General features: G+C 70.5%; 17 protein-coding genes. 2 read left to right on the forward strand and 15 right to left on the reverse strand.

Annotation, left to right across the window (positions count from 1 at the left end):
• Positions 1 to 76: 76 nt before the first annotated feature.
• On the reverse strand, positions 77 to 238 hold the full coding sequence (locus P3T27_RS32255) for a hypothetical protein (RefSeq protein WP_280684796.1): 162 nt from the start codon (positions 236 to 238) through the stop codon (positions 77 to 79).
• A 175-nt stretch (positions 239 to 413) separates the two neighbouring features.
• Complete coding sequence (locus tag P3T27_RS32260) at positions 414 to 908, reverse strand: hypothetical protein (protein ID WP_280684797.1); 495 nt, start codon at positions 906 to 908, stop codon at positions 414 to 416.
• Between the two features lie 272 nt (positions 909 to 1,180).
• On the opposite strand from P3T27_RS32260, the gene P3T27_RS32265 reads away from it, so the two are divergent.
• A complete protein-coding gene (locus P3T27_RS32265) occupies positions 1,181 to 2,032 on the forward strand; it encodes a helix-turn-helix transcriptional regulator (protein ID WP_280684798.1) in 852 nt (283 codons plus the stop codon).
• Positions 2,033 to 2,045: 13 nt separating this feature from the next.
• Positions 2,046 to 2,609 (forward strand): class IV adenylate cyclase, encoded by a 564-nt coding sequence (gene cyaB / locus P3T27_RS32270; RefSeq protein WP_280684799.1) that lies wholly within the window; start codon positions 2,046 to 2,048, stop codon positions 2,607 to 2,609.
• A gap of 61 nt (positions 2,610 to 2,670) precedes the next feature.
• On the opposite strand, the gene P3T27_RS32275 is transcribed toward cyaB, so the two are convergent.
• The 13 genes from P3T27_RS32275 to P3T27_RS32335 all read right to left on the reverse strand — a co-directional run bounded on the left by P3T27_RS32275 (position 2,671) and on the right by P3T27_RS32335 (position 13,248).
• Positions 2,671 to 2,967: a hypothetical protein gene (locus P3T27_RS32275; RefSeq protein WP_280684800.1), complete on the reverse strand. Its 297-nt coding sequence runs from the start codon at positions 2,965 to 2,967 to the stop codon at positions 2,671 to 2,673.
• A gap of 231 nt (positions 2,968 to 3,198) precedes the next feature.
• Positions 3,199 to 3,486 (reverse strand): hypothetical protein, encoded by a 288-nt coding sequence (locus P3T27_RS32280; RefSeq protein WP_280684801.1) that lies wholly within the window; start codon positions 3,484 to 3,486, stop codon positions 3,199 to 3,201.
• Positions 3,483 to 3,707, reverse strand: a complete 225-nt coding sequence (locus tag P3T27_RS32285; protein WP_280684802.1) for a holin — start codon at positions 3,705 to 3,707, stop codon at positions 3,483 to 3,485. The genes P3T27_RS32280 and P3T27_RS32285 overlap by 4 nt, the downstream gene beginning before the upstream one ends.
• A complete protein-coding gene (locus P3T27_RS32290; protein WP_280684803.1) occupies positions 3,707 to 4,723 on the reverse strand; it encodes a hypothetical protein in 1,017 nt (338 codons plus the stop codon). Before P3T27_RS32290 ends, P3T27_RS32285 begins: the two co-directional genes overlap by 1 nt.
• 8 nt (positions 4,724 to 4,731) lie before the next feature.
• The gene (locus P3T27_RS32295; RefSeq protein WP_280684804.1) at positions 4,732 to 5,112 is read right to left on the reverse strand and encodes a hypothetical protein; all 381 of its coding nucleotides are present in this window, start codon (positions 5,110 to 5,112) and stop codon (positions 4,732 to 4,734) included.
• Between the two features lie 9 nt (positions 5,113 to 5,121).
• Positions 5,122 to 5,580 carry a hypothetical protein gene (locus tag P3T27_RS32300; protein WP_280684805.1) on the reverse strand — a complete coding sequence of 153 codons (459 nt, stop codon included), beginning with the start codon at positions 5,578 to 5,580 and terminating at the stop codon, positions 5,122 to 5,124.
• Positions 5,577 to 6,659 (reverse strand): hypothetical protein, encoded by a 1,083-nt coding sequence (locus P3T27_RS32305; RefSeq protein WP_280684806.1) that lies wholly within the window; start codon positions 6,657 to 6,659, stop codon positions 5,577 to 5,579. The genes P3T27_RS32300 and P3T27_RS32305 overlap by 4 nt, the downstream gene beginning before the upstream one ends.
• Complete coding sequence (locus P3T27_RS32310; protein WP_280684807.1) at positions 6,659 to 7,705, reverse strand: hypothetical protein; 1,047 nt, start codon at positions 7,703 to 7,705, stop codon at positions 6,659 to 6,661. Before P3T27_RS32310 ends, P3T27_RS32305 begins: the two co-directional genes overlap by 1 nt.
• Before the next feature lie 9 nt (positions 7,706 to 7,714).
• Complete coding sequence (locus P3T27_RS32315; protein WP_280684808.1) at positions 7,715 to 8,590, reverse strand: phage tail domain-containing protein; 876 nt, start codon at positions 8,588 to 8,590, stop codon at positions 7,715 to 7,717.
• Positions 8,591 to 8,603: 13 nt separating this feature from the next.
• On the reverse strand, positions 8,604 to 11,942 hold the full coding sequence (locus P3T27_RS32320) for a phage tail tape measure protein (protein WP_280684809.1): 3,339 nt from the start codon (positions 11,940 to 11,942) through the stop codon (positions 8,604 to 8,606).
• Positions 11,943 to 11,948: 6 nt separating this feature from the next.
• Positions 11,949 to 12,233 carry a hypothetical protein gene (locus P3T27_RS32325; RefSeq protein WP_280684810.1) on the reverse strand — a complete coding sequence of 95 codons (285 nt, stop codon included), beginning with the start codon at positions 12,231 to 12,233 and terminating at the stop codon, positions 11,949 to 11,951.
• A gap of 20 nt (positions 12,234 to 12,253) precedes the next feature.
• Entirely contained in the window at positions 12,254 to 12,769 is a 516-nt protein-coding gene (locus P3T27_RS32330) for a hypothetical protein (protein ID WP_280684811.1), read from the reverse strand.
• Positions 12,769 to 13,248: a hypothetical protein gene (locus P3T27_RS32335; protein WP_280684812.1), complete on the reverse strand. Its 480-nt coding sequence runs from the start codon at positions 13,246 to 13,248 to the stop codon at positions 12,769 to 12,771. The genes P3T27_RS32330 and P3T27_RS32335 overlap by 1 nt, the downstream gene beginning before the upstream one ends.
• Between the last annotated feature and the right edge of the window lie 51 nt (positions 13,249 to 13,299).

Genomic DNA, 13,299 nt, shown 5'->3' on the forward strand with positions numbered 1-13,299 from the left:
GCGTCCTCCTTGTGCTGGTCGGACCCACCATCGTGGCGCGTCCGCGATACCCCCGTGGCACGGTTCCGGTCATCCATCACGACCCCTCGTGGTCCATCTCCCGGAGCGCCGCCGCGGCCTCGCTGGCTCGATGGGACGCGTCGTCGTACGACGTCCCATCGGTTGCGGCCCGCCCGTCCTGGACGGCGTCCACCAGGTGGCCCAGCTGCTCGAAGAACGCGTCATCCGGGTCGCTCATGCACTTCTCCTTTTGGTGATCACGTCTGGCTCATCCAGTGGCGGGCAGTGCTCGACCGCAGCCGTGTACGCGGTGAGGTCGCCCAGGAACCGGCCGCGGACCCAGCGCCCGCAGACGGGGCACAGGCCTCGCTCCGTTCGCTCCTCGGCCTCGGCCGGTGTTCCCTCGGCAGCGCTCACTCGGAGACCGTCCGAATCGGGACGGCGCGGTACCCGGCGAGGTTCACCCGGCCACGGGTCCACTCATCGGCGCTCTCCCGGATCGAGAACTCGAGCGGACGAGGCCCGGTGCCAGCGGTGACCAGGCCGCCGGTCACGGCGTCCCGGATCACCCACGGGCGCCGCCCTCGCTGGTCGGCCGGCAGCTGCACGACGGTGTACCGGGCGGCAACCCGCTGCCGGCAGGTCAGCCCGGACCCGTACGACACCCGCACGACAGCGACGGCATCCCCATCAAGGCCAAGCGTCCAATCGGTGGCCTCGTCACCGTGCATCCAGCGCTCCAGGTCGCGCGTGTCGCCGCTGCCCACCAGCCGCTCCATCGCCCGCAGCTGGTACTCGCCGATCGGCAACTCACGCAGCGTCTGCCACAGGATGTCCAGCGCCTGCAGCGCCGGCGCGGTGACCGGCTCCAGGTGACCGTCCACCGAAACGGTGAGATCGTCGGTCAACATGTCCTCTCCTTGATGGTGATGCACTTCGGGTGGGCCACGATTGCCCAGCCGAGCGGGGCTGTCGTCGTCCCGGTCGCCGTATAGACGTGGCCAGCCGGTATCAGATCGTCACCCTCGCCGCCGCAACGGATGCATGCGAGACCCTGCAACTGGGCCCGGGTGTAGACGGGAGTGGTCACCCCCCAAGGGTCGACTGCTGGAGCGTCAATCCCGATACCCAGCCGGTAATCTCACCGTGAGATGGTTCGTCGGAGACGGAGGTTGAGGCCGTGGGAACCGCGCTGGAACCGATCAGACTGCCGGATATCGCATGGCAGAACGAGGAGGTCCGTGATGCACTCCGCCGCCGGGACGTCGCCAGCCTCTTCCGGTATGTCCAGCACCACAGCGGCGCGAGTCAGGCCCGGCTTGCCGTGCAGGTCGGGATGACGCAGAGCCGCGTGAACGAGATCATCAACGGTCGGCGCGAGGTCAGCCGCCTCGACGTATTCGAGCGCATCGCGGACGGCCTCCACCTGCCAGACGCCGCACGTCGCCTGCTGGGACTCGCGCCCCGGACCGAGGGCCAACGCACGTCCGGGGCCGCCTTTGACCTGGCCGCGTTCCCCGAGATCATCCGGGTGTACAGCGACCAGGCATCGGCTGCTGCCGAGGTCCAACGTGCCGCCCGGTCCGCAGCCGAACTGGACGTCCTTGCCGTACGCGGGCTCGGTCTCCTTGCCCTCCGCGAATCGCTTCTGCGGCAACACCTCGACCGCGACGGCGACCAGGCGCCCCGGCTCCGCGTACTCCTCCTCGACCCGGACTCGCCCGCAGCCGCGCGCCGGGCGACCGAGATCGGCGAGTCAGCCGAGTCCCTCGCCAGCGGAATCCGCCTCGCCGAGGCTCGGCTGCGGGAGCTCGCCGAGGTTGGCCAGGTCGAGGTGTACCGGTACTCCGAAGTGCCCGTGTGGCGACTCATCCGACTGGACCGCACCCTTTACGTCGGCTCGTTCGACACAGATTGGGAGGGGCACGAGTCGGCAACGTATAAGGTGCTGCCCACCCCCAGCGGGCCCTTGTACCGGGGCTGGCGAAGGCAGTTCGAGGTGTTGCTGGACGGCGCTGAGCGCGTGATCTGACGGAGGGACCACGATGGCGATCGAGGCGGAGCTGAAGGCGGTTGTGCGCGACCCCGAGGCGGTCCTCCAGCAGCTGGAGGACCAGCACGGCGCCGGCCGGGCCGAGGTCTACCGCGACACCTACTACGACGCGCCCGACGGCAGCCTGATGAGCGGTGATCGCGAGCTCCGGATCCGCACCGTCCACAGCCCCGACGACACCCGTACCGTGCTCACCTACAAGGGCGCCCGCGTCGATGAAGCGTCCGGGTCGAAGCCGGAGCACGAGACGAAGGTCGAGGATGCGGAGGCTGCCCACGAGATCATCGCGGGACTCGGTTTCACCCCGCGCATCCAGTTCGAGAAGCGGTGCAGGAACTACTGCCTCGACCGTGACGGACGCCGTCTCCTCGCCACGCTCGTCCGAGTCCCCGAGCTGGACGCCACGTTCATCGAGGTCGAGACCGCGGCAGCCACCGAGGACGACCTCCCGTCAGCGCTCGCCGTTGTCCGGGCCGCGCTCGCTGACCTCGGGATCAGCGAGGACGACCTGACGACGGAGCTCTACACCGACGCCGTCGCCGCTGCCCGGTCCTGACACGACGAATCGCCCCCGCCCGGCACATGGCCGAGCGGGGGCGTTCTATCTGGCGGCGGTTCTACGCCTCGGCCTCGCATGCCGGGCAGGGGCACCACGGATCGTCGATGTGGCCGAGAGCCGCGAGGTGCTCGTCCTCGTCGTACGGGGTTCCGGCGTACTCCTCGGGCGGGGTCAGCCAACGCTGGAACGTGCCGTTGGGCATGCGTACGTCGAGGTGCCCATCGCGCTCCCACCGCTCCAGGATGGCGGCATCGTCCGTCATTTCGAACGGCACGGCCGTGCTGGGATCGGGCGTGAGGCCTGGGTCAAGGTCCGGGTGCGGTCGGCCGATCATGCTGGCGAAGTCGTAGTCCATGATCTCCAGTTCCTGCCGGCGACTTAGGCAGCCCCGTAGACGGGGAGGGAACTGGCGCCGTCTGGCGCATCCCCCGCTGGCGCGGGGAGCAACTGCTAAAAACTCGGAACCTCTGAGTCACCCCGGCGTCCGCCGGGAGCAGTAACACGGCAACTGGGAGCGCGCGTTGGCCCCGATGTTAGCACGACGAAGCCCCCGCCCGGCCGTAGAGCCGAGCGGGGGCATGGTGGTTCAGGGGCGGACCAGGGCGATCACCGCAACGACGGTGCCAGCGAGGCCAGCCAAGACGCCGATGGTCTGCCACGGCCAGCGGCCGCGTTTGAGGTCTTCGACCTCCTGGCGAAGGCCAGCAACCTCGGATTTGAGCGCCGCGACCTCCTCGTCGCTCTGGTCGGCACGCTGGAGTACGAGAGCCAGTTGCCCGTTGATCTGTGCGAAACCGACGTCCACGCTCCTCCGGATCTCGGCCAGCTCCAACGCCACGGAGACCACTGGCCGGTCGGCCTCCAGGCCACTCACAGACGCTGCTTCGGCAGTATCGCCGCGCTCGTCGGGTCACCCACAAAGGTCGCCACGGCGCTTTTGATGACAGTCAGGGCGGCCGGCAGTGCGGCAACCGTGGCGGCTCGCAGCGTGCCGATCGACGCTAGGTCGACGCCGTCCGCCAGCAGGAGGCCGAGCAGGGCAACGACGTACGTCGCGACGGTGCGCTCGGCGAGGTCCGTCCAAAACTTGCGCATCAGCTGTTCTCCTTCGAGGTGGTGGTGAGGTGCACGGTCACCGAGCTGATCGCCTGCTCGATCCGGGCGACCAGGGCATCGACATCGACCGGGCCGCCAGCGGCGACCTGCTGAGCGAGCGCGCTGACCGCAGCGGACAACCCGGCGATCTGCGCGCCGGCGGTCTTGGCGCCGTTGATCGACTCACCGACCGTCGGCCGGTAGCCGCCAGGCAGGAGCGCGTAGTCCGGCATCGGGGCGTCGAGCAGGGCGCCCGGGGCCGCGGCCGCGCGAGCGTCCGCCTGCGGGCCCATTCGGAAGTCGACCGCGTACGCGATCGTGTCCCTGACCTGCTGGGAGGTGACCTCCTCGCGGATGAAGCGGCGCAGGTCAGCCTCAGTGAATGCGGCCAATGGGTCCTCCTCGGACGGTGGGGGCGCCGGGGTCGGCGCGGTGGTGAAGTCGGGCCAGGAGCCCGGGTCCTGGTGGTCGTTCTCGGGTATGTGAGCGTGGGCGTACCAGCCGCCGCGGGTCTCCCACGTCTGCTCGTTGCGGCGGCTCGTGAAGTCGACGGGTCGGCCCATCGGCCACACGTCGGACACGCCCCAGGAGGAGATCCAGGCGTGCAGGCGGTCCCATCCCGCGCACGGGGTGTCGACCAGGCGTGGGTAGACGCGGCCCTGGTAGCGGCAGTAGGGGAAGAACACGGCCTCAACCTGGATCACCACCCGGCCCGCCCGGTTGGTTCTCGTGCCGCCTGGGCTGTCGACCACCGACTTGGAGCGGGAGTTGGCCGGGTAGAGCTGGGCGATGCGGCCGCTGAACGGGTCCCAGATGATGTGCGGCGCCGCGCTCGCGCCGCCGTTTGTGAAGTACGACACGAGGCTGTCGAAGGTGCACCAGTCCTGTGGGGCGGCGGCGGTGGCGTTGCGGTCCCAGGTGATGTGGGCGATGGCCTTCGGCGGGTACTGCTGGTCGGTCGGGGCGTGGTCGCCGAGGTCGTGTACCTCGGCACCGGGCAGCCACAGGTCGGGCATACGGTCTCCTAGGTGAGGGGGACATCCTGGTCAGTGCAGGCGACGGCGAGCCCGGCGTAGTGGCGGAGGGCGACCTGGTAGCCGGCCGCTGCGAGGGCGGCCGCGACGTCCCGGGGGCCCCGGACGCCGCCGGTGTAGTAGCCGGTGCTGTGCGGCCAGCCGGGGATGTCCTCGGCGCTGGTCAGCGCGTAGACGGTCCACTCGCCGGGGTCGGAGCTGACGCGGGCGACAGCGAGGAGCCATAGCTCTCCGGGGACCTGGGTCTGTCCGGCCTGGGGGGTGGAGAGCTGTCCGGCGCGGCCGGCCAGGTACTCGGCGGAGGCGAGCGGGGCGAGGCGGTCGGCGAGCTGCTGGGGGTTGTCGGCTCGCAGGGTGCTGACGTTGTGCACGGAGGTCTCCTAGTCGACGGCGCGGATGAGCTGGACCTGGGCGTAGACGGAGCCAGCGCCCGAGGTGCGGACGGCCTCGACAGTGATCTGGTACTGGTCGCCGATGGCGACGGTGGGGGGCAGCGCAGCGGTGGTGTCGAGGGCCGCGCCGGCGTTGCCGGTGGCCCACGGGGTGCCGTTGATGGACACGCGGATGGTGCCGGTGGAGCCGCCGCTGGTGGTCGTCGCCACGAGGATCCGCAGGCGGGGTTTCCAGGCGATGTTGTAGCAGCGGGAGATGGTCGTGTAGGTGGTGCCGGCGGTCTGCGGCCAACGGGTGATGTCGGTGTCCGCAGGGGCGAGCAGGGCGTCCGCGGCGGCCGTGTCCGGCGTGTGGGCTCGGATCTGGGCGATGTCGTCGACGACCTCGTGCAGTCTGCGGGCCAGCCACGACAGGTCGCGGGGCAGTTGGTCGAGGCGTACGGTCATGCGTCCTCCAGGAGGATCGGGGCGACGCGGTCGGCAGCGGGGTCGAGCGTCCAGGCGTAGGCGCGGGCGACGACGTCGACCCCGGCCGGGTGGCGGGGCGAGGAGGCGACGGCCAGGCGCACGCTGTCGCCCAGCCCCCAGGCGCTGCCGAGTCGGGGTGAGCGGGAGGCGACGGCGTTGAGGGACCATGCCCGGCTGCCCGTGCCCATGAGGGCGAGCGCCTCGGCGGCGTGGGACTCCAGTTGGTCGGTGGCGGTGATGCCCTGGGCAGGGGTCCACCGGTACTCCCACAGGCCCCAGCCGGCCGCGAGGAGACCGGTGTCGGTGTGGGTGGCGCTGGTGGCGCGCACGCCGTCCGCCCTGTCGCCTCGTGCGGTGACCGACGTGGCGCCGCGGCCACGCTCGTAGCTCTCGGAGAGGGCGTACTCGCTCACGCAGCCGGGGAGTTCGAACACGGCGTCGGGCTGGGGGCTCTGCACGCCGATGGCGGCCTGGATTCGCAGGACCAGCTCGACGCGGGTGTGCGCGGCGTCGGCCCACCGGGGCTCGATCGTCCACTCGGGGCCGCCGCTCAAGCCGCTGATCTCCTGCAGGACGGACAGGATGGTCCGGTCGTCGCCGTCGGCGATGCTGTAGTCGGAGCTGATGCCGGTGGGGGTGGTGGCCATGACGATGGGGGGCCCGGAGGCGAGTGCCGGGGTGGCGACGGCGGCCATGATGGCGGCCTGGTCGGTGGCCGTGGCGCTGTAGGTGCCGGTGTAGCGGCGGTCCAGCCACGCCTCGGGCGTCGCCGCGGACAGCCGTACCTGGGTGCCGGATCCGCCGTCGCGGCCGAGGGTGAGACCGCACCATAGGGGGTCGCCGGTGGCGGTGTCCACGGCGACGACCATGGTCCGGCCCGGGTCGGTCGCGGACTCCCACTCGCGCGGCGCCCCACCCAGGTACAGATCCGCGGTGAGCGCGGTGACCGCGCCGAGGTGCCGTGACAGTGCCTGTGTGGGGTGCAGGGACGGCAGCTCCTCGGCAACGGCGCCGGTGAGCAGGTCACAGGCCAACCACGCGAGTTCGACCGCAGCCATCAGCCGGCTGCCTCGTAGACGATGGTCCAGCGCAGGTTCGACGTGGATCCTGCCGCCACCGGCGCGGAGTTGGACACGTTGCCGTAGGAGGACGAGGACGAGGCCGTCTTCACGGAGAACGTCAACACACTGCTGGCGGAGTTGATCTGGCAGACGCCGACGTAGTCGTTGTCACCCTGGTTGAAGTAGTTCGCGCTACCAACGGTCACTACGCCGTTCGCGGCGGACGGTGTGGGCAGGCTCATCGCCCACACGCCGTTGCCGCCGTTGGTTGTCGATCCGGCGGACATCAGGCCGATCCAGGTGATCTGCCGGCCGACGCGGGTCCATCGGCTGGTCAGCGTTCCGTTGCCCAGAATCGGGTTGATGGTCGATGCGGTCCAGGTAGGGGTGAAGCTCGACCAGTCGCCCTGGCCTGTCCAGGCGGTGCCGGTCCAGTACTCGGGGACGAGGCGGGTGGTGTTGAACCGGGCCTGGCCGACGTAGGAGCCGGCGGAGGCGATGTCCGTGGGGCTGCTGACGGGCAGGATGCCGCCCGGGGCGACGGTGATCTGCCGGACCGCGGTGGACACGGTCGCCGCGCCGGTGCCGCCGGCGCCGGTGGACGGCACGGTGATCGTCGCCAGGGGGATGTAGATCTCGGTGGCGCCGGGGGTCGGCACGACCGGGGTCGCCGAGGCGGTACCAGTGAGCAGGACAGCGTCCGCGCGACGAAGGCCGGAGGAGTCGACCGCGGTGTCCCAGACGCGCAGGTAGACCAGGTCGATCCGACTGAAGGAGGCGTTGGCGGCGGTGAGCGTGCCAGGTGATGTCGCGGCCAGGAAGGCGCGGTAGACGCCCTGCCCGGGCCGGTACAGCGTGGCAACGCCGGTCGAGATGTTGACGGTTGTGCCGGAGAGCGTGACGGTGAGGCCGGGGTCGCCGGGGCGGATGCCCGGGCGGGATCCGAGCGCGGTGCCGTCGGCCATGACCAACGGGCTGTCCATTTTGCGAAGTTCGGTCTCGTCGTAACTGATCGACGGGAGCCAGAGCGGGTCGGTTGGCATGGTGGCTCCTCACAGCCACGCGGCCCGGCAGGTGCCGGTCAGCAGCGCGGACGGGTCGTAGGCGGGGCAGTTCCAGCTGAGCTGCAGGGAGGACTGGGCGGGCACCTCAGGCCACGGGCCGGACAGGTAACGGCGGCGCGACACCTGCCCGTTGAGGACTGCGGCGTGGGCGTCCGCGTCGAGGACGAGGACATCGCCGGCGCCGAGGCTGTCGGTGTAGGTCTGCTGGGTGACGGCGCCGTCGGGGCGGGCCGCGACGATGGTGAATCCGCCCGGGCAGGGTCCTGTGACGGTCAGCACCGGGCGGGTCGCGATCGACCCGGAGTTGGTGAGCGTGATGGTGCCGGACGCCGTTGTCGCGGTGATGGTCAGCGGCAACGTGATCGGCAGTGTGACGCCGCCGGTGACGGACGGCAGCGCGGTCGACTGGGACTGCAGCGTTGTCGAGTACCGGCGTGGATCGGCGGCGGTCAGCAGCATGCTGTACCGCGCAACCCTGTCGGTCTCGTACGCGAAGAGAACCTCGCCGGAGCGCCGAACGGTCGCCTGCTTGGGGGTGCCCTCCGCGACCACCAGCGTGGTGTCCGTGAGCGCGGCCGCCGCGTACAGCTGCTCGGCGGCCGCGTCCAGCGTGGCCAGGTCCGGGGCGGTGATGGTGCCGGCCAGGGTGATGGACCGGGCGCCCAGGTAGGTGGGCCCGGCCCAGGCGCCGTGATCGGCGTCCCGTTCCGTGTACTGCGTGCGGACAGCGGGACCGGACCAGCCGCGTAGGCCGTCCGCAGCGACGGTCCAGGCGACCCCTGCCGCGTCGACCTGGCCCAACTGTAGAGGGCCGAGTCCGACTTGGCGGCCGCCAAGGAGCTGTCCGGGGATGTAGCTGGCCATCGGCCACCCCCTCTCAGGCGATGAAGTCCAGGCGGCGTGTCAGGTCGGCGAGTTGCTCCTCGGACGACTGGCGGGCGCCGTAGAGGTTGACGGTGGTGGTGCGGTGGGCGGCCTGAAGTACGGCGGCTGCCGCACCGGCGACCTGCCGGGCCGGGATGAGCTCGCCGGCCGTCGGGCGCGCTGGAATGAGCTGCTGGCCGAACATGCCGGCGACCTGGCCGAGGATCCGCATGCTGCGGTCGCGTTTGGCCTGCGCGAGCGGGATGTACGCCTCGCCGCCGGTCTCCGGCTCCGCCCACAGCCTCATCGCGCCGGCCGGGGCGATCTGAGCGACATGTCGCTCCGCCCCGTTCGCGAACGCGGTGACGCCGCCGTTCGCGTATCCGGTGATGCCTCCGTCCGCCCAGCCGACGGGGATGTGCCGGTCCGCGTAGTCGGCGTTGTAGCGGACGTTGACGTTGACGGTCCGGTCCTGGATGCCGTTGATGACCTGCTGAATCCGAGCGGATCCGTTCACCGCGTCGGATGAGGGCACGGTGATCTTGACGTCTTTGCCGCCGGGTAGTTGCTCGACGGTGTAGCCGATGGACTGCAGGTCCCGGATGGCGTCCTGACTCGGCGCCCGGACCGTGATGCTCTTGCCAGGCGGGACGTCCTCGACCTTGGCCCTGACCTCCTGCAGGTCCCGGATGGTTTGCAGTGCGCCCGGATCGGTGACCTTGGTCTCCTTCGCTGCGGGCAGCTGGGCGTACGCGGAGGTCAGACTGTCGATCTGCTCCTTGGTGAGGCCGGCCTGCTTCATGACGCCCTTGAGGGCCTCGATGTCCTGGCCTAGCACGATGATGGCCTGCTCGCTCGACCCCGTCTGCTTCATCACCGCCTCGGCGTGGGCCTGGGCGGCGGATGCCGCGTCCAGGAACGCTCCCTTGACCGCGCGCCCCTTCTCCGTGGTGATGTCGAGACTCTTGCCGTTCTCCTTGATCTTGTCCTTGAGGTCGGAGAGCGACGACTGCATGCTGATCGCCGCCTTCGCGGCGGAGATGTTCATGCCGTTGAGGTTGTTCAGCGAGTCGTTGAGTTTCTCGACCTCGGACCGAGTGTCGGATAGGTCCTTGGCGGTTACTTTCGCGGAGTCGCCGAGCTTGCCGGTGCTGTCAGCCGCGCTGCCGGTCGCCTCCGCCTCCCGTTTGGCCGCCTCGACACTCGAGGTGATCTGCGGGCTGAGGCCGTTGAGGGCCTGGTCCACCTTGACGAGGCTTTTCGACCAGTCGTCGTTGCCGCCGCCGGCCTCCGCCGCAGCCTGGGCCTGGGCCTTGGCCTCGTCTCGCATCGGTCCGAGCTGATCACGGACACGCTGGATCGCGGCCGCGTTGCCGAGGATGGCCTCGGTCAGATCCGCAGTGCTGATGCCGAGCGACTGGGACGCCTTGAGGACGCCGTCGGTCTCCAGACGGTGTGCCAACCACGCCTTGACGTTGGCCCCGACCGCGTTGCTGTCCGCCTTGACGGCCTCGGTCAGGGACTCCTGCTCCTGCTTGGCGCCGTGCGAGGCCAGCCCGAACACCGCCAGCGCCGCGGTGGCGACGCCGAGGATGGCACCGAACGGGCCGCCGAGAAACCCGACCGCGCCGGAGGCTGCTGATGCCAGCCTGGGCATCGTCTCCGCGAGTGTGGCGACGGATGCCCGGAATGCGACGATCTTCGGCAGGGCCAACATCAGGCCGCCGACCACGATCGTGAGCGCGCCGCCGATGCCGAGAATCGCGGCGGCGGACGTCTGCAACCACGGAGGCAGATCCGAGTAGGCGTTGACCAGCTTGGTGACCCACTGGACCATGTCACGGAGCACGGCGTTGGCCGCAGTCCCGCCGTTGATCAGAGCGACCTCCAAGGAGCCCTTGAGCTGCTCGACGTCGCCAGCCAGGTTGTCCATCTGGGTCGCGGCCATGCGGGACGCGGCGCCAGAGTCGTTGACGGCGGCCCGGTAGCGGTCGACACCATCAGCGCCCAGCTCATACAGGATCGTCGCCGCCCTGACGGAGTCCGATCCGAAGATCGTCGCCATCGCCGCGTTGCGGGCCTCTGGGGTGAGATTGGAGAACGAGCTCTTGAGGTTCCCGGCGAGCTTGGTCAGGCCGACGAAATTCCCCTGGGCGTCGTATGCGGAGAACCCGAGCTTGTCCATGACGCCGCGCGCCTCATCGGACTGCGGAACCAGCCGTTGGAGCATCACCTTCAGCGAAGTTCCGGCATCACTCCCGATCAAGGCGTGGTCCGCGAAGGCGGACAGCGCGCCCACCGTGTCCTCCAGGCTGAGCCCGGTCTGGTGGGCCAGCAGGCCGCCCATGCGCAGGGACTCGCCGAGCCCGTGGACGTCGGCGGCGGACTTGTTGGCGCCGGCGGCGAGGACATCGGCGATGTGCTCAACGTCCTTGCCCTTGAGGCCGAACGTGTTCATGGCCTGCGCGCTGAGCGTCGCCGCCTCGGCGAGGTCGAGCTGGCCGGCGGCTGCGAGGGACAGGGAGCCGTGCAGGGCGCCGCTGAGGATGTCCGCGACGCTGACGCCGGCGCGGGCGAGTTCGCCTTCGGCGTCGGCGGCCTGGCTGGCGCTGTAGGCGGTGTCGCGGCCGGCCACGATCGCCGCTGTCCGCAGCTGGCCCAGCTGCTCGGTCGACGCGTCGGCGACTGCCGCGACGCCTGACATGCTCTTCTCGAAGTGCGCGGCCGTGAGGCTGGCGGCGGCGAACGCGCCGAGCATCAGCAGTCCGGTGGTGCGGACGGTGCTAAACGCGGTCTCGGCCCGCTCGCCGGCGGTCGCCACGCGGGACAGTGCCCCGGCCTGGGCAGTCGCGGAGGACGTGGTGGACACGGCGAGCGCGCCCTGCTGGGCCATCACCGCCTCGCCTGCGGCCAGGCGCATCGCCAGGGACGACCGGATGCCGGCCGCAGAGGCGGCGGTGGCCTCCGACATGCGCGTCTCAGCCGACACCACCGACGTGGCGGCGCCCTGCGCGGCTGCGGCCATCTCGCCCATAGCGCGCGAGGAGATCGCCGCGGCCGACGCGAACGTGGCGGGGACTTCCTCGGCCGCCACGGCGAGTCGGCCCATGCTCGCAGTAGTCGCGGTGACGGCCTCCTGCGTGGCCCGGCTGGACGCCCGCGCCACAGTGGTAGTGCGCTCGAACGAGGCCTGCTCGGTGGCGGCCGCCCGCTGCACGGCGTTCTGCTGCTCGGCAGCCGAGGCCACCGCGGCCTGGGCGAGCCGCCGGAAGTCCTGCTCCGACTGAACCGTGCTCCGGCGGGCGCCGGCGTTGTCCAGGTTGAGGCGGACGTTGACGACGCGGTCAGCCATGGCGCGTCACCTCCGATGCCGTACGTGGATGTGGGCGCCGCCGAGGTCGCCGCCGTCCTTCTGGAACTGCGTGGAGCGTTGGTGTGCGGTGGTGCAGGCGTGGCAGCGGATGACCTCTGCCGTCCACGCGTTCTCGGCGTCCGCGTCGGTCGATTCGGTGAGTGGCTGGCCGCAGCCCCGGCATGTGTCCTCCTCGACGGTGAGGAGGGCGAGCGCCCACGCCCGGTCGGAGTCCGTCCACAGCGGCTCGCCCGCACCGACCACCCGGCCGAGGAATATTGACCGGGGCACGCCCCAGGCCCGGGCAGCCTCTACTTCTCGCCGGTGCGGGAGGCGGCGGTCGCGGAGGCGAGCAGAGAAAAAGGGATGGCCTGGACCGCCTTCGTATTGAGGTCCCAGACCGTGTTGAGCAGGGCCTCCTGCTGGCCGTGGTTGAGCCGTTTGGCCAGCCGCTGGTACTGGTCGACGGTCATGGCTGGTTCGACCGCGCACGCGGCGACGGCAGCCGGTCCGAAGGTCTTCGGGTCGAAGGCCTGGACGCCGGTGCCCGGGTGGGCGGCGATCAGGTCGGACCAGGCCTCGTCGCCGAGGGCGCGCAGGCGGAACTCGACCGTGTGCTCGGCCATCTCGGCGCGGAGTTCCTCCATGCGGGCGGCAATGTCGACTCGCGGGCCGCCGGCCAGGGACTGGCCGACCAGGGCAGCGGCGTCCGAGAGCTGGCGCTCCAGCGCCTCGTAGTCGCCGAGCAGGTCGCCGGCCAGACACAGCGGCACCCGGGCCTCGCGCAGCGTGGCGCCCGCGATGATGTCCTCGATGTCCTGGGGCATCAGGCGACCGTCGCGTTGGTGGCCGGCTCGGTGGGGACGAACATCGGAACGCTGTACTTCATGACCTCGTTCGGGGCGGTCGCCTTGTTCTGACGCTCACCACAGACGGTCGGGTACACCTCGACCTGCTGGCCGGATGCCCACGCGGTCGTGTAGTCGACGGCGCGGCGCACGACCATGAAGCCCCGCGCGCCCTTGACGAGAGTGCCGTAGGCGAGATCCTCCGGGGCGGTGTTGCCCCGCTTGAGCGTCAGCTCGTTGGTGAACTTGACGCGGCCGGCCTCCTCCGTGTCGAAGGTGGAGGCGAGGGAGCTGGTGTTGACCGGGGCGGTGGCCGGGTCGGTCTTCAGCCCGTCCGGGGTGATGCGAACGGTGATGTCCATGGCGGCAGTGAGTTCTGCCGCAGTCGGGGCGTTGATGTTGGCGATGGACGTAGCCCAGGCCACCCGGACCTTGCCATCACCGATGACGTCAGACATGAGCCCTCCTGGGCATACAGAAGCCCGGCCAAGTGGCGGGGCAGGTTGATG

It is taken from the genome of Kitasatospora sp. MAA19 (assembly GCF_029894125.1).
GTDB lineage: Bacteria > Actinomycetota > Actinomycetes > Streptomycetales > Streptomycetaceae > Kitasatospora.